The organism is Exiguobacterium sp. BMC-KP, from assembly GCF_001275385.1.
Taxonomy (GTDB): domain Bacteria; phylum Bacillota; class Bacilli; order Exiguobacteriales; family Exiguobacteriaceae; genus Exiguobacterium_A.
The window spans coordinates 1,940,476-1,960,437 of sequence record NZ_LGIW01000015.1; the positions used below are offsets into that span (position 1 = coordinate 1,940,476).

A 19,962-nucleotide genomic window follows, 5' to 3' on the forward strand; every position below is an offset into this window, starting at 1 on the left:
TCTAAAATTGTACTTGCGCTGAAAACGAATTCATCTTAGAGTTAACTTTAGAATCAGACGTCTGACGTCTTAATGAAGGAGAGTTTTTACGTGGGAAATGTAAGCTTATTATTCGGGGGCGTCGCGCTCTTTTTAAATAGTTTGACCTTGTTCGGAAAAGTCGATCTTCGCAGTGCAGGTGTCTTCAGTCTTATCACCGGTTTGTTGCAGACGTTTATCGCAACGTATCTCGTCATCGGTGCGGCGGGAGACCCGGCGCTGACGTTCGGTTACGCAAGCATTTATCTGTTTGCTTTTACGTACGTCTATGTCGGGATCACGTTCTTATTTAATCTTGACGGAAGCGGAGTCGGTTGGTTTTCCTTGTTCGTCGCGATTGCTGCGTTGTTTTATGCCTTCGTCAGCTTCACGACGAATGACATCATCGGTGGCGTGACCTGGTTGTTCTGGGCATTGCTCTGGAGCCTGTTTTTCCTCGGAATGGGATTGAATCGACCAATTGATGCGATCACTGCACGCGTTGCACTCGTCTTGAGTTGGTTGACATTGATCGTCCCGGCACTGATCGGTCTTCGGTTCGGCTACTTTAGTTCGGCATACCAGTGGTTATGGAGCGGTGCTGCCGCTTTGACTACTATCTATTTCCTTTATACGATGATGAAATTTTCGATGCTTCGGACGATTCGTTCATCGTAATAGATACATCGCATCAAATCACTAACATAAAAAGAGGTCCTTTCCCGAATATATCCTGGGAAACGGACCTCTTTTCGTTCAATGAATGCAGAACGCTACAATTCATACGCAACTTCTACAGGAAAAGAAAGTGCGGATGATGGTAGCGTTCGTTTCGTTATAAATCAGACCTAATATCTTTATTCTCTCCATTCAAATCATTTCAGTGCTTCCTGCAGACGCGTTTGCACATCTTTCAACGACTTGTCCGTCGGATGCCAGTAATAGATTCCGTCTGACTCGATACCACCTTTTCCGTCTAATGACAACGTCTCGACGTTTCGTAGGGCATCCCGGTAATCCGTCGCGACAGTCCGCACGACAGAAAACGGTACGTTCGTCTTGACGTTTTTACCGAGTGCATCAAGGACCGAGTTGAAACGACGAATCGAGAAGTCCTCTGTCATCTTATCGGCGACTGCCTGAACCACTTGACGTTGGCGAATTTGTCGTCCGAAATCACCTCGTGGATCATCATGTCGCATCCGGGCATACGCGAGTGCTTCCTTCCCATTCAGCGACAGTTCTCCTTTTGGGAATTGCATTTCATAGTACGAAAAGTTGATATCGTTCTTGACGGTAACGCCATCGACCGCATTCACGAGATCTGTAAAGCCTGCTAAATTAATTTCTGCGAAGTAATCGATTCGGATATCGAGCAGATGACTCACCGTATCAAGTGCCATCTGTGGACCACCAAAAGCATAGGCATGATTGATTTTATCATTCGATCCATTACCGATGATTTCCGTCTTTAAATCACGCGGAATACTGATCATCTGACTTTTATTCGTCTTCGGATCAATCGTCACGACGATGATCGTATCACTACGTCCTGTCTCGTTTTTTCGTTGGTCAACGCCCAGTAAAAGAAACGAGAGTCCTTTTTTCTGTTCGACGGCTTTCTCTGTCTCGACACTCGCCTTGACTGGCACTTGGACTTCTTTCATCGTCTGACTCGCTTTTTGATAGACGTATCCGCCTGAACCGAAGAGAAGGAGCAGGCATATCCCCGTTAGTGTCAATACAATCCATTTCCACTTCTTCATCATCCATTCTCCTTTTCTTCGGTTTGAATTCAAGACGGTCGTTGTGCTTCGAGTACAAGCAAGGCATTGCGCCAGCTACCGAACAACGCGGTAATGACGCCGATACTTGGTGTATCACGGCCGATACTGAATCGTTGGTAACTCGCGATTGTCAGATGTTCTGTTTCTCGCGCGGCTTCGGCGAGTACATCAAGTACCTCCTCTTCCCGCCAGCGTTTTCGTGGGAATTCGATGCCGATGATTTCCAGTGCATTTGACCAAGAGCCGTACCGGCGCGCAATCGTTGCGACGGTTGGGCGATTTTGACCAGCCGCCCACTTCGTGTAGGTCTGGCTCGTCAAGACCGGCAAGGCACCTTGCGCTTCAAGTAACGACTCGATGATCCGTTGTTCCATTTCCTGTACGCGTTCCTTCAAGATATCTGCTTCTGACAATGCTTGCTGCCACGAGTTGAATTGATGGACGATATCCGTCAGGCTAGGTGCTTGCTTTCGCTGAGCCCATTCGCGGTACGTCGCGCTCGTGAAAGGATCGAGTTCCTCTCGTGCCTGACGCAAAGCGTCGATGATTTCCGATTTCGTGAACGTCAAGCGGGCATGTCCGATGCCAGCTCGTTCCAAGGCGATTTGCCACGATCCAAATAGCATCAGGATTTCCGCAACGCTTGGATGCGTAGTATTCAGTTGCCAGCGGAAATAGGTATTGGCCGTCAATTCATTCTTCCCGTTCGCAGCGAGACGGAGTGCGTGGATCGCTTCCTCCATATCGCGCATGACGATGTCCCCTTCCCATATATTCATGACTGGACGTTCCGGCGTACGGTCGTCTGCAAGGCTTGACGAACGTTTCGGATGACGACGGCTTGTTCGGTGAACGTCATTTGTGAAGCAGACGGAAGGCAGATACCGTCTTCAAACAAGTGACGGCTGACATCCATTCCTTCTGCTGTAACGAATGGTACGTCTCGGTAAACAGGCTGCAAGTGCATCGGCTTCCAGACCGGGCGGGATTCCGCGTTCACTTGTTGCAGTGTCTGAATCATCGCATCGCGTTGCGCTTGACCACCCGGTAAGAGAAAGGCACTAAGCCAGCGGTTAGCGAATGTTCCAGGCTGCTCGACTTGTGACGTGACCGATTGCGGTGCAAAGGCACGGTCGTAGCGATTAAAAATCTTTCGCCGTGCGTCGACGCGTTGATCGAGAACTTCAAGTTGTCCCCGTCCGATGCCAGCAGCGACATTACTCATCCGGTAATTGTAGCCGACTTCCGTATGCTCATAATGCAAGACTGGTTGGCGCGCTTGTGTTCCAAGATAAAAGGCACGTTCAATCAAAGCGGGATCATTTGCGACAAGCATCCCGCCACCTGACGTCGTGATGATTTTGTTGCCATTGAATGAATAAATCCCGAACGTCCCAAACGTCCCTGTCATCCGTCCATTGACACGGGTCCCGAGCGATTCTGCTGCATCCTCGATCAACGGAACATCGTACTCTTCACATAAAGCGGCGATTTCCTCGATTTGTGCTGCGACGCCGTAAAGATGAACGACGATGACCGCTTTCGGAAGTCTTCCTCGTGTTGCTGCCTGCAACAACGCCCGACGGAGTGCAACGGGTGACATGTTCCACGTCTCTTCTTCCGAATCGATCAACACCGGCTGCGCTCCAACGTAGCGGATCGGATTCGTCGAAGCGATGAACGTCAAGGACTGACAGAAGACGTCATCTCCGGCAGTGACACCCAGTGTCGCGAGTGCCAAGTGAATCGCTGCCGTGCCACTGCTTGTCGCAAGTGTGGCGCTAGCTCCTGTATAGGTCAGCATATCGCGTTCGAAGGCATCGACGTTCGGTCCAAGTGGTGCGACCCAGTTCGTCTCGAGTGCTTCGGTAACGTAACGTGCTTCTTGACCACTTAAGTGCGGGATGGAGAGCGGGATGTGTTTCATGATGTTTCCTCCCTTCGAGGTGACAGATGACGGATTGGCGTTCGGTAGAGCGGAAACCATTGACCTGTTTCGACTTCTGGATGTTGTCGTTCGAATTGTCGCGTAAGTCGTTCGTAGATCGTCGCATCAAGAATCGATGTTCCGAGTCCGAAGAACGTCAGATTCGCTTCACCGAAAGAACGTTTGTAGGCGAGTAAGCTATCCTCGTCGGATCGTGTCGTTCCTCCACCGAGATGGAGGGCTTGAAAACCAGCTTGTTTCGCCCAGCGAATCATCTCCGCGAATAACAGATGATTCGGGCGAAGAGACAAGTATGCTGGATCCGAAGCACCGAGATGATAATGCGCGAATTGTCGACCCGTCAGTACGATACAGCCAGCGATGATGTGTCCGTCTTGTTCGGCAAGCAAGAGGACATTTTTGATCTGCCCTTCTGCGAAATAGTCGAAGTAGATCTGATCAAAGTAATACCGCGCATCGGCATGATGTTTATCCATTGTCATCTGATAGAGACGTGCGAAGTCGCGATATTCTTCCGGACGCCCAAGGCGAATCGTGACACCTTCGCGCCGCGCCTTCCGGATGTTGCGACGTGTCATTTGTGAAAATCCACCTTCGATCGTCTCGAACGGATCGGTCAGTTCGAGTGTCACGGTCGGCTGTAGAATATTCGTTTGATGACACCAGTATTGTCCGAGCTCTTGATTGTGCAAAAGTGGATGAAAGCGAACCGTCTCAGTGACGATCCCTGTTTCGTTGCAGTACTGTTCAAATCGCTCCCGCGCTTCGCGAACTTGATCAAGTGACCAGATGCCTGTGAAATAAGGACCACCGTATCCGTATGGTGTCGTAATGTCTTCAAAAAGTGTTCCTGGAACCCGTCGCCGCAAGTACGGATAGATCAACGTACCGAACTCTGTCGGATAATAAAAGAGTTCAGGAATCTCATCAGGCTCTTTTGCAAGTTCGAAGTAAGCATATTCGTAGTAACAATCGAGCTGGTAGGTTGCAACGAGTGCATCCCATTCGCGTGGATCCCGAATCAACCGTTCATCGCTTAGCGACATCATGGGGAACACCTCCGTCGAGACCCTTGAACTCACCCATGCCAGTCTGGTGAGCTGTCGAGTTCCCTTCTGACGAGATGACCATTTTGAACGTCTTGAACAAGATATAAAGATCGATTCGGAATGTATGATGTGCGGCGTACCATTGATCTTGCTCGAGACGTTGTTGCCACGTCGTTGCGTTCCGACCGTGAATTTGCGCCCAGCCAGTTAGACCAGGTAAGACGTCGTGGCGTGTCATCTGCTCCTTCGTATAGTGGTCCAAGTAGCTGACAAGTAACGGACGCGGTCCGACAAAACTCATCTGTCCACGAAGGATATTGACGAACTGTGGAATCTCATCGAGACTCAAGCGACGAATCCACTCGAGCGATGCTGGAATCCGGTCAGCATCGGGAAGGAGTTGTCCTTCGGCATCTGTTTCGTTCGTCATCGTGCGGAACTTATAGATTTTGAACAGCTCCCCCTTATAGCCAGGACGGACTTGGTTGAAGAAGATCGGTCGTCCGAGTTTCGTATAGATGAATAAGGCGACGACGACGTAAACAGGAATTAGGATGAGGATGGCAATGAGACTAACCGTGAAGTCAAATGTGCGTTTCATGATGACGTCCTCCTTTTACATAGCTGAAAAGAGATCAAGTTGTCGTTTGATGACGTCGGCTTCGTTGAAATGTTTCATAGCACGGTCAAATCCGTTCCGTCCCATCTCGTTGGCACGGTCAGGTTGTTCGACAAGTGTATTCATCCGTTTGGCAAGTTTCGCGATGTCGCGGACTTCGACGAGGTAACCCGTCTTCCCCTCAACGACCTCTTCGCGGCAGCCCCGGATGTTTGTTGCAATGACGGGTTTTGCACTCGCCATTGCTTCGATGATCGAACGTGGTACCCCTTCGCGATGCGACGGTAAGACGAAAGCATCGACTTGTTGGAACAAGTTCGGTACGTCTTCGACGAATCCAAGATAGTCGACGTTCGGGATCTCGCGAATCCGCCGTAAGAAGAGATGTTTTGTCGTCTGATCCCGTTCGCTTGCCATCATCTCACCCGCGATGACGAGTCGCGCTTCCGGGTGACGGTAGACAACATCTTCGAACGCCTCGAGGAGTTCGAGAATCCCCTTTTCTTCGACGATCCGACCAATGAATAAGAAGGTAAACGGTGCGCCTGCTTCGCGCGGCCGTGGATAAAAGCGCGTTAAGTCGATCCCATTTCCAAGGTGCATCAAGCGGGTATTCGCTTTGAAGCGTTTCCGCTGAGCGAGCTGATAATCTTCTTCACTTTGGAGGAGTAAATAATCGGTTGCGAAACGTGCCAGCCACTTCTCGACGGAATACGTCAGTTGATACGTCACCCGCCCCATCTTCTCGTGGAAGTAAAAGCCGTGTGCTGTATAGACGATGTGCTTCGTTCCTGCTCGCTTCGCTGCGACCCGTCCAAGGGCAGCAGCGACTGGTGTGTGAACATGAACGGCATCGTATCCGTCCTCTTTGAGGATGCGCGTGATTTCTCGGATCGTCCGCCAGTTACTCGTCCAGTCGATCCGTCGCTCAATCGGGATGTCGTGCATTCGGAATCCTTTGGCTGCGAGTTTGATTGAGGCTCCCGTATCAGCACAAGCGATGCCGACGTCGTGTCCAGCATTCTGTAAAGCCAGTAAGAGCGGCTGCAACATCGTCTCTGCCGTCGTATCAAGGGCACAGACTTGAAGAATTTTTAGAGGCGCCATACGTGGACCCCCTCAGGCTGTTCTGCTCGTGGTAACATCCCTTTGATGTCGACGACGATACCGCGTCCGACTTTGAGTAAGTGTTGTGCAAGGTTCCAGCCACCCTCGACGTATTCTTCGTGCGAGACGGCGAAGATGACGACGTCGGCTGGTTTAAGTTCGCTCATCTCGAGTAAGTCGATCCCGTATTCGCGTTTCGCTTCGCTCTTTTCGACGAGTCGATCCGTCACTTGGACATCGATCCCGAACTCTTCGATTTCGCGAACGAGATTCGCGACTTTCGAGTTACGGATATCGCTAACATTTTCCTTGAACGATAGACCGAGGATCGTGACACGAGCGCCGAGGACCGGCATGTTTTGTTTAATCAAGTTCTTAACGAGTGCTGTTGCGATGAAGCGCCCCATCGTATCGTTGATCCGACGACCCGCGAGGATGACTTCCGGGTGGTATCCGAGCGACTCCGCTTTCATCGTGAGATAGAATGGATCGACGCCGATACAATGCCCACCGACGAGACCCGGACGGAACGGGAGGAAGTTCCACTTCGTGCCGGCAGCTTCGAGAACTTCGAGTGTATCGATGTCCATCCGGTCGAAGATGATTGCTAGTTCGTTCATCAAGGCGATGTTAAGATCACGTTGTGTGTTTTCGATGATTTTCGCCGCTTCCGCGACCTTGATCGACGAGGCCCGGTGGACACCAGCTTCAACGACCGCTTCGTAGACTTCAGCAACGATGTCGAGCGTCTGATCATCCTGGGCAGAGACGATTTTTTTGATCGTCTTAAACGTGTGCTCATGGTCACCCGGGTTGATGCGCTCTGGTGAGTACCCGACGAAGAAGTCAACGCCAGCACGTAATCCAGATGCTTCTTCAAGAACCGGAATACAATCTTCCTCTGTCGCCCCTGGGTAGACTGTCGACTCATAGACGACGATGTCGCCTTTATTGAGTTGACGACCAACGAGATGTGAAGCCCGTAAGAGTGGCGTTAAGTCTGGTTGATTCTGGGCATTGATCGGTGTCGGGACGGCGATGATGATGAAGTCGCTCGCTTGGAGCGCTGCTGGATCAGAGACATAGTCGACGGTTGCGTTCTTCAGTGTGAACGGACTGAGTTCAAGCGTCGCGTCGATCCCTTCTTGTAGTTCTTGAACGCGTTGTTCCTTGATGTCAAAGCCGACGACGTCTGTTTTTTCGCCAAAGGCGACGGCGACAGGAAGACCGACGTATCCGAGTCCGACGACGGCAATCGAACGGTTGGCAATGGGAAGTGCACCGGTTTGGGCTGCTGTCGTATCTACGATGTGTTTGACTGCCTTGTTCATGGTGGATTCCTCCTATTTCATCGACTGTTTGACGATCAACGTTTTTCCGTTCGGTTCTTGTTTGACTTGTTCGACTGGCTCCAGAACGATTTTCATATCAGACCCAAGCAACTTGCGCATCTCGTTTAAGAGAATCTGCTCGTGTTTTGGATGGAAGCGTTTCGCATCTGGAATATACCGGAGTGTTACGTGATTGAGTGCATGCTGCTCGACTTGGAGACGCAAGACGGAGTTCGGAAGTTCCCGAGCAATCGTCGTGATATCCCCTTCGAAGACTTTGCCACGCTTCTCGCTGACGATGTAACTCGTTCCCCGTCCATCGATTGAAGCGATGACTGGTCCGTTCAATCCACAGCTACATGTCTCGTCACTGAGTGTCATCCGATCACCGATCCGGTAACGAATCAGCGGTGTCCCGCGTGTCGTAAAGCAGGTGACGACGACTTCTCCGTCCTCTCCATACGGTTCGATGATGCCTGTCTCATGGTGGAGATGTAATTTTCGATGACTACATTCCGAGATGATTGGTGCACCTTCCGAAGAACCGTATTGATCGAAGACTGGGACACCGAATGCTTCCTCAAGAATCGAGCGCATCTCTTCTGTTACCGTTTCTGATGTCGGGAAGATAGCGATCAGCGGGATATCCAGCTGGATGTGATGCTTCAACATGTAACGAGCGATTTCGACCATCGCTGTCGGTGTTCCGTCGAGCGCTCTCGGTTGAAAACGATTCAGTTCTTCGAGATATGCCGGGAAGTTCTCTTCTTTCATATGAAAAATCGATAGTAACAACTGATTGAGTGGTCGATTCATCCGCCAGAAGATCGGTTTCTTTTGATCGACGGCGGTCAGCGTCCGTCCAGTAAAGCTCGCCCGGCGCATCCCAGCGTGGAATCCATGACGTTCTTTGAAGTAATCGAGATGCGCCATTCGTTCCTGGACATCATCACGCATGAAGGCAACTTGAAGTGACTTCCCGCTCGTTCCACCCGTTCTCCCTCGAACCGGCGCATCGACGCGGGACATGAAGGCATCATTGTTTTGACGAAGTGTTTCTTTTTCAAGGATTGGAATCGTCTTTAGCTGCTCCAGTGACGTGAACGGTAATTGGATATCATGTTCGTGAAAGAGTTGCGCGTAATATGGCGTATGCGTTGCAACGAAAATGAGGAAGGCATTCAAACGATCAAGTTGCTCCTCTTTATAATCTTGCGTCCGGTCCTTCTTCCGAAGCTCCTTCATCTTCTGTTCATAGAGAGGGCCGTATCGTTCTTGCATTAACTTCCGACCGTATAAGGAGGTCAGCCAATTTTGGATGAAGATTGGAGAGCGATAGTAGAATTCCTCTTTAAGCGCCATCTTGAATTTCCTCCTTCAGCAAGTAATGACTCTCATACCAATCGATAAATGCATTGACCCCCGCTTCGACCGTCGTCTGTGGTCGATAGCCGATCGTCTCAAACAAGGAAGTGACATCAGCGAAGCTTTCCGGAACGTCGCCTGGTTGAAGCGGCATCCCGTTTTTAATTGCTGTCTTCCCAAGTCGCTGTTCGATCAAGGCAACGAATTCATTGAGTCGAATCGGACTGTGGCTACCGATGTTGTAGACACGGTACGGGACGTTACTTCGATCCGGTAAGGGCTTTGAAGCGTCGAACGTTGCGTCGACTTCCGGTTCGGTCTGGAAGAGACGGTAAATGCTTTCGATGATGTCGTCGACGTAAGTGAAGTCCCGTCCCATCTCGCCGTAGTTATAAAGATCAATCGGTTCGCCTTTTGCGATCGCTTCCGTGAACTTAAACAGTGCCATATCCGGGCGTCCCCATGGACCGTAGACACTGAAGAAGCGAAGGCCCGTCGTCTTGATCCCGTAGAGGCTGCTATAAGTGTGTGCCATCAATTCGTTCGCTTTCTTTGAGGCGGCGTACAGGCTGAGTGGATGATCGACGGCGTCCGTCGTCGCGAACGGCATTTTCGTATTCGATCCGTAAACGGAACTTGAAGAAGCGTAGATCAGTTGTTCGACTGGGTGATGGCGACAGGCTTCAAGAATCGAGAGAAAACCGACGATGTTTGATGTCATGTAGACATCCGGTCGATCGATGCTGTAACGCACCCCTGCTTGTGCTGCGAGATGGAGAACGAGATCAATCGATTCTTGTTCGAAGATCTGCGCGACTGCTGCTGTTTCTTCGAGTGAGACCCGGTAGAATGTATAGTTCGTTCCTAGTTCAGCGAGCCGTGCTTCCTTTAACGTCGGGTCATAATAGTCATTCACTTCATCGAGTCCGATGACTCGGTAACCCTCTCGGATGAAACGACGTGCGGCGTGAAATCCAATGAAACCAGCGATACCAGTGATTAAGATTGTTTTATTCGGCACGGTGTTCGACCTCCTCGAAGTAATGGCGCGCTTGTAAGCGCATGTAGTGGACGGATGTGTAGACGATGAGTATCATCGGGAACAACTTATACCGGTGTCGAATGGCCGTTCCGACGTTGCCGGTTCCAAGACCGAAGATGACGGCGTTGAGAGCAAAGAGAAGGAAAAAGAAGAAGAGGACGCTGCCGAACGGGTGCTGACGGATCAATTTGAACGACCGGACGATTGCAAAACAGGCGATGAAGTAGAAGATCGCGTCAAGGAAGAAAATCAGGATGTTCATGACACTCGACCATTGCCACGGGAACGGTGAGAATAAGAAGTAAATCGTTCGGATCGGTGCGTAGAGAATCATGTCCGCTGGACCCGTTACCGTCAATCCGTTTAGATAAGCCGAGCCGCCACGATCGTAACTCATCCCGCTGAACAACTGTCCGTTTTCTGAAACGTGGGTGAACTTCGCGAACAAGACGTCTTGGAAGCTATAGACGATGAAGCCGACGATGAGCACTTGGAAGATTAGTCGCTGCACCTTGGTCGGTTCAAAATCCATTCGTCGTGTCTCATGACTGTAAAACGAGAAGTAGACGAGTAAGACGATGATTCCGACGGCAAGACCGGAGTGGAACATCGTACTGACGAAGTAGCCGAGATACGCGAGAATCATATACGATCCGGATTTCTCTTCCGTCCAGCGCACCATGTAGTAGAGCGTATAGACGATACCGAGTGCAACGATTTGGTCGCGTAAGAGAATCGGTGAGAGTAACAATCCTTGTGGGAAGAACGCGAAAACTAGTGTCGCTCCGAACACGTATCGTTCTGGTAAGCGTAACCGTTGAAGTGTCTTCGCTAGGATGACGACGGCGACGACGCCGAGGATGACGTTGAAGAACTGAGCGAGTATCCGTTCTGGACCAAACATCAGGTAGAAGATCCCAAGAAACTTGGAATAGGTGCCACGGACGACATCATTGAAGGTCGACGGATCGGTGAAGATTTGGACACCTTCGAGATGAAAAGCCTCAGTATCGTCACCACTGTGTGGCGGTAAGCGAAACAACTCGAGATCGATGAACATCAAGACCAGTCGGACGAAGAAGGCGGTGATGAAGATGAGAAAGAGTGGTGTTGTCTTTGACTGGCGAAGTAGGTAGTAGAGAAACAGGACTGAGTTCAGGAGCAGTAAGGCGGTCACGTACGTGTCCGGGAAGAGCGACCGGGCGAATTGACAAACGAGCGCTTCGAGCACGATGAGTAGTAGGATTGGTCGCATCTTCTTCCCTCCTTAGCTGCTTTGTTCGACGACGAGAGCGACGTCCCGTGGATATAAGGACCGATACAGTGCTGGTAAAAGTAGAACGATCTGAGTGACGGCGCAAAGTGTGTACGCAATCGTTGCTCCGTATAGACCGTACAGCGGAATCAATAAGCTACAAGCGATCAGATTGACGACGACACTACCGAAGATTGAGATCGTCTGGATCCGAAACTGTTGGAAACCGGTCAGGAGTGCTTGGATGACGGTCGAATTGTAGAAAAAGAGTGAGGCAACCATCATCAAGACGAAAATCAGATGGTATTGAACGAACGACGCGTTGTAGAAAATCGTCAAGCCCCACTTTCCGAAGAAAATGGCTCCGATAATCAACAAGATACCGACGATATTCGTCATGAGTAACATCGATCGGGTCAGCTTGCGCAACTCTGGCAAACTTTGTCGTTCACCAGTCTCAGACGAGAAGTTCGGTAGCAAGACGGCAATCAAGGAGTGGATGAATAGACTACCGAGTACGAGTAGATAGGCGATACTAGCGTAGTACCCGAGCTCTTCTGTTCCGATTGCGTGCCCGACGAACAATCGCGGAATGTTCGCGTTCAAGGCAATCAAGAGAGCAACGAATCCGAGTGGCATCGCTTTGAGGAATAATTCCTTGCCTGACCGGTATCGTAAGTCGAGCGCTTGATTGTCAAAGCCACGACCCACACGGCGAATCGTCGGTAAGTCGTATACGAGTAGCATGATCAAGTTCCCAGCAATCAAGGCGAGCACGAATCCGTGAATGGAATGGGTCGTAAAGAGGACGAGTGCTGCACCCGAGACATTCAAGAGACTACGAAAGATCTTCGAGACAGCAACTTCCTTGAAGGCGGTGTGTCCTTGCAAGAAGCCGTATGCGAGGTCCGCGAACGATTCCATATATTTATTGAGATACACGAGTAACGTTAGGAGTAAGATGTCCGCCTCACCGAAGAAATAATAGATAACGAGTAACACGAATACGCCTGCTGAGAGAAGCGAAAAACGGGTCTTGATGAAGAGCCAGAAGTTCGTCAGTCCAGCCCGTTCTGCCGTCAGGATCGTACTGGCGTTCAGCCAACAGAACATGACGATCGGTGCGGTGATGGCAAGGGCGTAGTTGAAGTAACCGATGTTGAGCGGTGTACTCCATTTGATCAAGAGCGTCAAAATCATCCATTGATGTAGCGAATACGCTGTATCAGCAATGAAGATGAGATTGAAGCGGGACAGTCGGGCCGTTTTCATCGTTCTCCCTCCTCTCTATTCACGAGCGATCCGCATCGTCGGTGCGACTGGGTCGACGTCGGTCTCATTCGTAATTCCTAACAAATACTGGCGAAGGACCTCATCCTGCCCAAGCGCTTGGGCAATCTCACGCAAGTACGGGTCGACGGATCCGAAGGGGCGTGTCTTCCCGACGAGGATTTTATCAAAGACAAGTTCGTCATGGACCTCATCTTGAGCGAGCAGTTCCTCGTACAGTTTTTCGCCTTTTCGAATAGCGCTATAGACGATTGGGATTTGCTCTTCTGTAAAGCCACTCAAGTGAATCAAGTTCTTCGCCAGTGTCGTGATGTGGACCGGTTCGCCCATATCGAGCACGAACACTTCGCCCCCTTTTGCGAGAACACTCGCTTGAATGACGAGCCGGCTCGCTTCTGGGATCGTCATGAAATAGCGTGTCATCCGGGGATCCGTGATCGTAATCGGTCCGCCTTTCGCGATTTGTTCTTTAAAGAGCGGGATGACGGAACCACGGCTACCGAGGACGTTCCCGAACCGGACGACGGCGAACGTCGTCTCGCTGTTACGAGCCATCTGCTGGATAACCATCTCAGCGATTCGTTTTGTCGCCCCCATCACACTCGTCGGATTGACGGCCTTATCGGTCGAGATCATGACGAATCGTTTGACACCAGCTGCTTCTGCTGCTCGAGCGACGTTGCGTGTGCCGTAGATGTTGTTCTTGACAGCTTCGCTCGGGTTATCTTCCATCAGCGGCACGTGCTTATGGGCTGCTGCATGATAGACGAGATCCGGTTCGAAGCGTCGCATGACCTCAAGCATCCGGTCACTATCTTGCACATCAGCGATGACGGATTCGAACTGGATGTCCCGGCTGAGACACTCGAGTTCTCGACGAATCAGATAAATGCTATTTTCGCCGTGTCCGAGAAGAACAAGCCGTTCGGGACGAAAACGAATCAACTGTCGGCAAATCTCTGAACCAATCGAACCACCAGCACCGGTGACGAGGACGGTCGCCCCGTGGACACTTCGTTCGATTTCCGTAATATCGAGCTCGACGGGTTCGCGACCAAGTAAGTCAGCGATTGAAACTTCACGGATTTGTTTGATGGAGACTTTTCCAGATGCCAGTTCGACAAGCATTGGTAACGTGTGCGCTTCGACTTGGGTCTGCTTAATCCGGTTCAGCAATTCAACCCGTTGTGGATACGGTAAAGATGGAATCGCTAGGACGACCGCTTCGATCTTCTGCTCTTCGATGATGCATTCGAGTTGATCGATCGCGCCGATGACAGGAACACCATGAATCCGCATTCCGCGTAGTTCGAGCGAATCGTCGAGGAGTCCGACGACGTTTAAGATATGCGACTTCTTTTGCTTCAGCTCTTTTGTGATCATCTGACCGGAAGCACCGGCACCGATGATCAGTGTTCGTTTTCCGAGCGTCTTATGGTCCGGAACGAGTCTTAAACTACGTCCACGAATCAACAGGCGGACGAATAAGAGACCGTTTAGGACAAGTCCTGTCTGTAAGAAGATCGCCCGTTCGACGGCAAAGTCGAACAACGCGTATTCGAGACCGAGTAAGACGAAGCTACTAGCAAGAACGACGACGAGTAAGACGGCAAGATCACGTAGACTTGCGTAGCGCCAGATGATTTGATAGAAGCGCATCCAATGTGCGACGAACGTAAGGGCGACCCACTGGATGAGGGCGATTTCGAGTGCATCCTGCAACTCGAAGTTGACAGTGAGATGGAGTGGATTAAAGAAATAGAACGTCACTACGGTCGCAAGTGCGATGATTCCGGCGTCGATCAGGCGAAGGAGTCCGATCTTCAACTGCCGACGATACGGGGTGAGCGGGGAATGCTGCATGACGGTGTCTCCTCTCCTCTCTCATGAATGGGTGCGGGGAATGGCTTTCGGATAACTGTCTGTCGCTTCACGTGTCACTTCCTTTTTGCTTAACGATCGAGAATAGACGATCAGAAGTCCGAGCATCAGACCAAGAACACCACCGATACCTGTATTCATTAAAATGTTCGGAGATACGGGGTTCGTTGGGATCCGTGCACTCGAGAACACTTCCGTTTTACTCGTGTTGATTAGTTGTGGTAGATAGTCCTGGAAGACTTCCGTCATCGTGTTCGCCTGGATTGCTGCCTGCTCCGCCGAACGATCCGTGACGGATAAGGCGATAACTTGCGAATCTAGATTGCTTGAAACCGTTAGACGATCCGTCAAATCGAATAGTCGCTTATCGGTAACGTTCATTTTTTGAGCAACCTGATCAACGACCTCTGGGCTTCGTAGAATATCTTGATAGGTACTGACGAGTGTCGGCGTCGATGTCGCCTCTGTATTCTCTTGAGGAACGACGAGGATGTAAGCCGTCGCCTCGTATGTCTTCGGAATGACATACGTGCTGAGAGCATATCCGGCACCTGCGAAGAGAATCATGAAGAGTGCGAGTAGCCACCAGCCGCGTCGGAGTGTCGTCAGATGATCTCCGAAAGTTTTTCTTTGATGCATCGAGCTCACTGTTGTTCACCTCTTTCTGGCTTGACCGAATGGATGGACATTGGTTATGTCTACACCTTATTTCCAATCGACTCCCAAAACAATTAGAGCTTGGTGGAAATGATTATATTTTTTTCGGTAGCTATCTCGCTTGCGTGACGCTAGTTCACAGCATGAAATCATGTCACGAAAAAAACGCGATTCACGAAAAAATGATCACGTTTTTCTTAATATTGTTTCATTTATCTGCATGATATTTTGAAAGATAAGGGTAAATACAAATTTGATGATTAAAAAGTTCTCAAATCGGTAATAAGTCCTATATGAAGGGTGGATAGACTTTAGAAATCATGTTAAAATCAGCCAATATACCCACATCGTTTGCCTTATCCATCCTAGTCGTTTGGATCATGCTCGATGCTTGGATTCGTCCCTTATCCTTCACGGACGAAGTGTTGCCGAAACAGTGGTCCTTTTGGTTGCTTCCCGTTTACACCATTCTATTTAGCGTCTGTTGGTTCATCTTACAACCGTTCTATCGCGTCAATCGGGCGGCTGGGCATCAAATCGTACTCATTTTTCTGATTTATCTGACTTTTCATATCGTATTTTTCTTTTTCAACGCGAATACGGATCGTATTCTTGCTTCGCTTTACCTCATCTCGACTTGGCTTTTCGTTGGCATCGTCTCTTCGCTCTCGCGTACATCGATTAACCAATGGCATCGTCTTCTATGTTATTTCCTTTACGGGCAAGCCGTCTTTCTTGCTTCCTACGCCCTCATCGTCTCATTTGGATCAGAGTATGTCCCGGTCGAAAACCTGCAATGGCTTCGAATCGGTCCTTTGTCGTTTCCTCAGTTGTACGTAGGGGAACAAGGCTCATTCCTTCGTCTCGCTGGACTGATGAACAATCCGAATACGTTTGCAGCTTGGCTCGTTCCAGGAGGACTATTTGCTTGGTTTTATCTGCTCAAACAGTTTCCTCGTCGGCACAGCCTTCTGCACGCCGTCTTTCTACTTCTGATCATCATTGCTTTACTCAAAAGTGGTTCGCAGACCGGGATCTATTCTTTTATTCTCCTCGCCCTTTTGACGAGTATTCGAATGGTTCCGGGAACGAGACGTCGGTTGCAAGTAACGGCCTGTTATGTGACGGGAAGCCTGATTCTCCTCATCGTCTTTTCGTTTCAAGGTCTGTTTCCCCGTTTGCTGAGTCTCAATGGACGATTTACGCTATGGGAAGCAGGTTGGCGGGCTTCCGCAGATGCACTCTGGTTCGGTCACGGCATCGGGAGTGCACCACGCGGACTACAAGAACAGCTAAACGAACAAGTTCTCTATACGTTCCACAGTACACCGATCACCTATCTCTACGAATTCGGACTCATCGGTTGTCTGCTATACATCGCGGTTTTTCTTTATCTGTTTTACCGATTCTTTCGTATTCAAATGACGGATTTCGCTTTCCTCGCGCTGTTGCTTACCGGCTGGCTCGGGTTGCTCCAATTCACGGAAAGCGTTCTCGTCCGACCGAGCGGATTTTATTTTATTTGGCTTAGCCTTCTCGCTTATACGTCGCTTCGTCGACTTCCACCTCACGACAGTACCCACACCTAGAGCACCTACACGAAAGGGGTATGACATCATGAAGAAATGGACAGAACAACAAGTCATCGATAGCCTAATCGAAGCTAGTATCGAATATCCCGCTCTCGACGCAAAGACGTATGCGCGCTGGTCGATTGGAAAAGACATTCCATCGATCACGACGATCATTAATGTATTTGGCTCTTGGCGTGAAGCACTCCAAGCCGCTGGTCTCTCATCAATCCGTCCTTATTTCTCTGATGAGGAAATCCTTGCTTTCATCAAGGAAGCATCAACGCGTCTCCACCCTTTCCATAGCAACAGCTACCGGGAGTGGGCAAAGGCGAAACATGGACCCTCCTTGACACTGATCAACTTACGCTTCGGTTCTTGGTCACGTGCACTCGAAGAAGCACACATTGAAATGACACGTTCTATCTCGATGACAGAAGAACGCATTATCACGGCACTGCTCGAAGCTTCAGATGTCCTTCCACGCCTGACGACACAGACGTATGCGATTTGGGCACAAGAAAACGGACATCCGACAGTCGCGACGATTGCCCGTAAATACGGTTCATGGGCAGATGCTCTTGCTTGCCTCGACATCGCACCTCCTCGCCGAAAATGGGTCGAAGAAGATGTCCTTGAAGCACTACGACAGGCACAAGAAGAATTACCTTCCCTCAGCATTATTCATTACCGAAAATGGGCAGAAGATCGCTCGGTTCCGAGCACTTCAACGATTAACGCTCTCTTCGGTAGCTGGACCTCTGCCGTGCAGTGTCTCAAGCGTGCACGCGTCTCTCTTTCCTGATCATCCCCTTCCACCTAAAAAGAGTGATCCGGCATCACACCGGATCACTCTTTTTTCGTATGCCTACGGTTTTTTGATTTGCTTAAGCAGAGATGCCGGTAAGAGCGTCAACGTGTCGTGCTTCAATAAATAGATGTCTTCCGTATATGCACCGATGCGTCGGGGATTACGTTGCCCTTGCAAATTGTTTCGGATCGCTTTCGGAAAGTTGACGCCACATTCGTAAGCATGTGGATATCCACCACCGAATCGCGGATTGATTTCTGATAAATACAGCGTTCCGTCGACATCGAAGAGATCAAAATCAAGCGGACCGACGAGACCTGTTCCTTCTAAAACGTGCTCGATCAGTTCAAAGACGTCGTCGCGTTTGATGGAGCGACTCTTGTCGGTTTCTCCAGCGCGCATGACGAGTTTCTCCTTGATGAAGATATCAGTGACTTCATGCGTTAGCCAGTCGACATAGACATCCACCCCAAGCTCTTGCCCTCTTAAGTATTCTTGAATCAATAAATCCGAATGGACGGCAAACAATCCTTCGACGACTTCAAGTGAAGAGACGACCTGGACATGAAGACTAGCACTCCCGTTACGTGGTTTTACGAAGACCGGAAACTGGACTTCCCCTAGCGTAAGTGCACTTCGAAACGCTTCGAGCGTCACATATGTCCGCGCATGCGCGATACCTTCCGTAACACAGTACGTATACATCGCGTACTTATCAAAACAGAGATGACACGCGTCCATCGGTGAGACGAGTACGGTGACACCGATTGCTTCAAACCGTTCTGTTGCCGCTGCAAGTAACTCGAGTTCAGGATCAATCAATGACAATAACGCTGTCACTTGTTCCCGCTGGCACAGTTCAAGTAAATGCTCGATATAGTCCGGTGCATCGATGCGTGGTACGAGATGATGGCGTTCAGTCATATAGAGACCCGGTGCGAGTGGACTACAATCCGCGGTACTGACATGACCGTTTGGCATCTCACGGACGAAATACTCGACCAGTTTCGTCCGGCGCCCGACGCTCGTCATCAACAAATGGGAAGTCTTCATAAGGCAGTCTCCTTCGTTAAAAGTGATGCCTTCTCTTTTCGTGCCGGAAGGAAAGACTTCCTGCTTGGCGTCGTACTTTTTTCCTATAGACGAGTAGATAACATCCGATTCCAATCAATGCCCCGGTTCCATCGAGTAAGACATCTTGGATGAGTCCCGTCCGATCTCCCGTCAAAATCTGATGAAACTCATCAAAGACAGCCACCATGATTGCTAACGAATAAGCGAATAAAACAGCAAGTCCTGTTGTCAGGCGGCGACGTGTCAAATCAATCAATGCCACACCTAACACGAGAAACGTCGAGACATGCGCGGCTTTTCGGATGAAAAATTCAATGAAGCCACTTCGTCCGAGTGCATCAACACTGACTTCTCCGTGATACGAGAAGGAGATGAAACGCAAATGATCGACAAATCCTAACGGGATATATCGAGATAACCCTGGCTTGATGGATTGTGCCTGGTATGGCATCGAACTTGAGATAAAGAGAACCAATAGAACAGCGATGACAACGTAGCCGGACCATGTAATTTTTTTCATGAAGACACTCCTTTTTTCACATACACCTTAGAATAACATGTGGTATCCAAAAGAATAATACCACCTTGAATAATCCACTTTTGGAATTTCAATCTTTCTTTATTTCCTTATTCAAACGCTTTTTTACAATCAAAAGGTTTCTTCTATACCATAAGTGGTTAATTAGTACTATACACGATGACCTGAGGAATAGGAGTGAAGCGCTATGAATCGCGCACTTGGAAAAAAAATCATGCAACTACGAAAACAGCATAAGTACACCCAAAAGTATCTAGCCGAAAAATGCGGTGAAACTGCGACGACGATTTCCGCATATGAACGCGGACAACGGATGCCGACTCCCCAATCCCTCGAACGCTTAGCACTTGCTTTAAATACGACGATCATTGATTTGATTGATCCAAAGCATGTTCAGCACCCATCTCTGAATGAATTCATACAACAGGCGCTCGAACCGACGAAACCTCTTGATTTAAAGCTCGTATTAGAGGATTTACTCGTTCACTTGAGTTTATCTAAAGAAATTTATTTCGATGGTAGACTGATCTCAACTACAGTTCGAGAAGAGATGGCGACTTCGATTGACCATGCGTTAAAACGTGGATCAGCATCGATTGAAGCTTAAAAAGAGAAAAGG

Annotated in this window: 19 protein-coding genes; 4 read left to right on the top strand and 15 right to left on the bottom strand. The window is 49.6% G+C overall.

Going from position 1 to position 19,962, the window contains the following annotated elements:
• Positions 1 to 90 precede the first annotated feature (90 nt).
• Complete coding sequence (locus tag ADM98_RS15745) at positions 91 to 696, top strand: AmiS/UreI family transporter (RefSeq protein ID WP_053454306.1); 606 nt, start codon at positions 91 to 93, stop codon at positions 694 to 696.
• Between the two features lie 197 nt (positions 697 to 893).
• On the opposite strand, the gene ADM98_RS15750 is transcribed toward ADM98_RS15745, so the two are convergent.
• Genes ADM98_RS15750 through ADM98_RS15810 form a run of 13 tightly spaced genes read right to left on the bottom strand, consistent with a single transcriptional unit; the run spans position 894 to position 15,331 of the window.
• Positions 894 to 1,784: an LCP family glycopolymer transferase gene (locus ADM98_RS15750; protein ID WP_053454307.1), complete on the bottom strand. Its 891-nt coding sequence runs from the start codon at positions 1,782 to 1,784 to the stop codon at positions 894 to 896.
• A gap of 29 nt (positions 1,785 to 1,813) precedes the next feature.
• Entirely contained in the window at positions 1,814 to 2,584 is a 771-nt protein-coding gene (locus ADM98_RS15755) for a hypothetical protein (protein ID WP_235504912.1), read from the bottom strand.
• Entirely contained in the window at positions 2,581 to 3,732 is a 1,152-nt protein-coding gene (locus tag ADM98_RS15760) for an aminotransferase class I/II-fold pyridoxal phosphate-dependent enzyme (RefSeq protein WP_053454309.1), read from the bottom strand. The genes ADM98_RS15755 and ADM98_RS15760 overlap by 4 nt, the downstream gene beginning before the upstream one ends.
• Positions 3,729 to 4,802 (bottom strand): lipid II:glycine glycyltransferase FemX, encoded by a 1,074-nt coding sequence (locus tag ADM98_RS15765; RefSeq protein ID WP_053454310.1) that lies wholly within the window; start codon positions 4,800 to 4,802, stop codon positions 3,729 to 3,731. The genes ADM98_RS15760 and ADM98_RS15765 overlap by 4 nt, the downstream gene beginning before the upstream one ends.
• Positions 4,783 to 5,403, bottom strand: a complete 621-nt coding sequence (locus tag ADM98_RS15770; protein WP_053454311.1) for a sugar transferase — start codon at positions 5,401 to 5,403, stop codon at positions 4,783 to 4,785. Before ADM98_RS15770 ends, ADM98_RS15765 begins: the two co-directional genes overlap by 20 nt.
• Positions 5,404 to 5,418: 15 nt before the next feature.
• On the bottom strand, positions 5,419 to 6,528 hold the full coding sequence (locus tag ADM98_RS15775; RefSeq protein ID WP_053454312.1) for a glycosyltransferase family 4 protein: 1,110 nt from the start codon (positions 6,526 to 6,528) through the stop codon (positions 5,419 to 5,421).
• Positions 6,516 to 7,859, bottom strand: coding sequence for a nucleotide sugar dehydrogenase (locus ADM98_RS15780; RefSeq protein ID WP_053454313.1), 1,344 nt, complete (start codon positions 7,857 to 7,859; stop codon positions 6,516 to 6,518). Before ADM98_RS15780 ends, ADM98_RS15775 begins: the two co-directional genes overlap by 13 nt.
• A gap of 12 nt (positions 7,860 to 7,871) precedes the next feature.
• Positions 7,872 to 9,221: a phenylacetate--CoA ligase family protein gene (locus ADM98_RS15785; RefSeq protein WP_053454314.1), complete on the bottom strand. Its 1,350-nt coding sequence runs from the start codon at positions 9,219 to 9,221 to the stop codon at positions 7,872 to 7,874.
• Complete coding sequence (locus ADM98_RS15790) at positions 9,211 to 10,245, bottom strand: NAD-dependent epimerase (protein WP_053454315.1); 1,035 nt, start codon at positions 10,243 to 10,245, stop codon at positions 9,211 to 9,213. The genes ADM98_RS15785 and ADM98_RS15790 overlap by 11 nt, the downstream gene beginning before the upstream one ends.
• A complete protein-coding gene (locus ADM98_RS15795; RefSeq protein ID WP_053454316.1) occupies positions 10,235 to 11,521 on the bottom strand; it encodes a glycosyltransferase family 39 protein in 1,287 nt (428 codons plus the stop codon). Before ADM98_RS15795 ends, ADM98_RS15790 begins: the two co-directional genes overlap by 11 nt.
• Positions 11,522 to 11,533: 12 nt before the next feature.
• A complete protein-coding gene (locus ADM98_RS15800; RefSeq protein WP_053454317.1) occupies positions 11,534 to 12,793 on the bottom strand; it encodes an oligosaccharide flippase family protein in 1,260 nt (419 codons plus the stop codon).
• A 15-nt stretch (positions 12,794 to 12,808) separates the two neighbouring features.
• On the bottom strand, positions 12,809 to 14,674 hold the full coding sequence (locus ADM98_RS15805; RefSeq protein ID WP_053454318.1) for a polysaccharide biosynthesis protein: 1,866 nt from the start codon (positions 14,672 to 14,674) through the stop codon (positions 12,809 to 12,811).
• Between the two features lie 21 nt (positions 14,675 to 14,695).
• Positions 14,696 to 15,331: a YveK family protein gene (locus ADM98_RS15810; RefSeq protein ID WP_235504913.1), complete on the bottom strand. Its 636-nt coding sequence runs from the start codon at positions 15,329 to 15,331 to the stop codon at positions 14,696 to 14,698.
• Between the two features lie 338 nt (positions 15,332 to 15,669).
• Here ADM98_RS15810 and ADM98_RS15815 point away from each other — a divergent pair, with 338 nt between their 5' ends.
• Positions 15,670 to 16,938, top strand: a complete 1,269-nt coding sequence (locus tag ADM98_RS15815; RefSeq protein ID WP_053454320.1) for an O-antigen ligase family protein — start codon at positions 15,670 to 15,672, stop codon at positions 16,936 to 16,938.
• Between the two features lie 28 nt (positions 16,939 to 16,966).
• Entirely contained in the window at positions 16,967 to 17,725 is a 759-nt protein-coding gene (locus tag ADM98_RS15820) for a homing endonuclease associated repeat-containing protein (protein ID WP_053454321.1), read from the top strand.
• Positions 17,726 to 17,788: 63 nt separating this feature from the next.
• Here ADM98_RS15820 and ADM98_RS15825 read toward each other — a convergent pair whose 3' ends face one another.
• Together ADM98_RS15825 and ADM98_RS15830 are read right to left on the bottom strand one after the other, a co-directional pair.
• Complete coding sequence (locus ADM98_RS15825; RefSeq protein ID WP_053454322.1) at positions 17,789 to 18,784, bottom strand: ATP-grasp domain-containing protein; 996 nt, start codon at positions 18,782 to 18,784, stop codon at positions 17,789 to 17,791.
• Between the two features lie 16 nt (positions 18,785 to 18,800).
• Entirely contained in the window at positions 18,801 to 19,325 is a 525-nt protein-coding gene (locus tag ADM98_RS15830; RefSeq protein WP_053454323.1) for a VanZ family protein, read from the bottom strand.
• A 205-nt stretch (positions 19,326 to 19,530) separates the two neighbouring features.
• On the opposite strand from ADM98_RS15830, the gene ADM98_RS15835 reads away from it, so the two are divergent.
• On the top strand, positions 19,531 to 19,950 hold the full coding sequence (locus ADM98_RS15835) for a helix-turn-helix domain-containing protein (RefSeq protein WP_053454324.1): 420 nt from the start codon (positions 19,531 to 19,533) through the stop codon (positions 19,948 to 19,950).
• The last annotated feature ends 12 nt before the right edge of the window (positions 19,951 to 19,962 follow it).

Coding starts and splice junctions, on each gene's coding strand:
- ADM98_RS15780 (WP_053454313.1), bottom strand. CDS start 7,859: ATGAACAAGGCAGTCAAACACATCGTAGATACGACAGCAGCCCAAACC.
- ADM98_RS15810 (WP_235504913.1), bottom strand. CDS start 15,331: ATGCATCAAAGAAAAACTTTCGGAGATCATCTGACGACACTCCGACGC.
- ADM98_RS15755 (WP_235504912.1), bottom strand. CDS start 2,584: ATGAATATATGGGAAGGGGACATCGTCATGCGCGATATGGAGGAAGCG.
- ADM98_RS15800 (WP_053454317.1), bottom strand. CDS start 12,793: ATGAAAACGGCCCGACTGTCCCGCTTCAATCTCATCTTCATTGCTGAT.
- ADM98_RS15785 (WP_053454314.1), bottom strand. CDS start 9,221: ATGGCGCTTAAAGAGGAATTCTACTATCGCTCTCCAATCTTCATCCAA.
- ADM98_RS15775 (WP_053454312.1), bottom strand. CDS start 6,528: ATGGCGCCTCTAAAAATTCTTCAAGTCTGTGCCCTTGATACGACGGCA.
- ADM98_RS15795 (WP_053454316.1), bottom strand. CDS start 11,521: ATGCGACCAATCCTACTACTCATCGTGCTCGAAGCGCTCGTTTGTCAA.
- ADM98_RS15765 (WP_053454310.1), bottom strand. CDS start 4,802: ATGATGTCGCTAAGCGATGAACGGTTGATTCGGGATCCACGCGAATGG.
- ADM98_RS15760 (WP_053454309.1), bottom strand. CDS start 3,732: ATGAAACACATCCCGCTCTCCATCCCGCACTTAAGTGGTCAAGAAGCA.
- ADM98_RS15805 (WP_053454318.1), bottom strand. CDS start 14,674: ATGCAGCATTCCCCGCTCACCCCGTATCGTCGGCAGTTGAAGATCGGA.
- ADM98_RS15750 (WP_053454307.1), bottom strand. CDS start 1,784: ATGAAGAAGTGGAAATGGATTGTATTGACACTAACGGGGATATGCCTG.
- ADM98_RS15815 (WP_053454320.1), top strand. CDS start 15,670: ATGTTAAAATCAGCCAATATACCCACATCGTTTGCCTTATCCATCCTA.
- ADM98_RS15825 (WP_053454322.1), bottom strand. CDS start 18,784: ATGAAGACTTCCCATTTGTTGATGACGAGCGTCGGGCGCCGGACGAAA.
- ADM98_RS15830 (WP_053454323.1), bottom strand. CDS start 19,325: ATGAAAAAAATTACATGGTCCGGCTACGTTGTCATCGCTGTTCTATTG.
- ADM98_RS15820 (WP_053454321.1), top strand. CDS start 16,967: ATGAAGAAATGGACAGAACAACAAGTCATCGATAGCCTAATCGAAGCT.
- ADM98_RS15835 (WP_053454324.1), top strand. CDS start 19,531: ATGAATCGCGCACTTGGAAAAAAAATCATGCAACTACGAAAACAGCAT.
- ADM98_RS15770 (WP_053454311.1), bottom strand. CDS start 5,403: ATGAAACGCACATTTGACTTCACGGTTAGTCTCATTGCCATCCTCATC.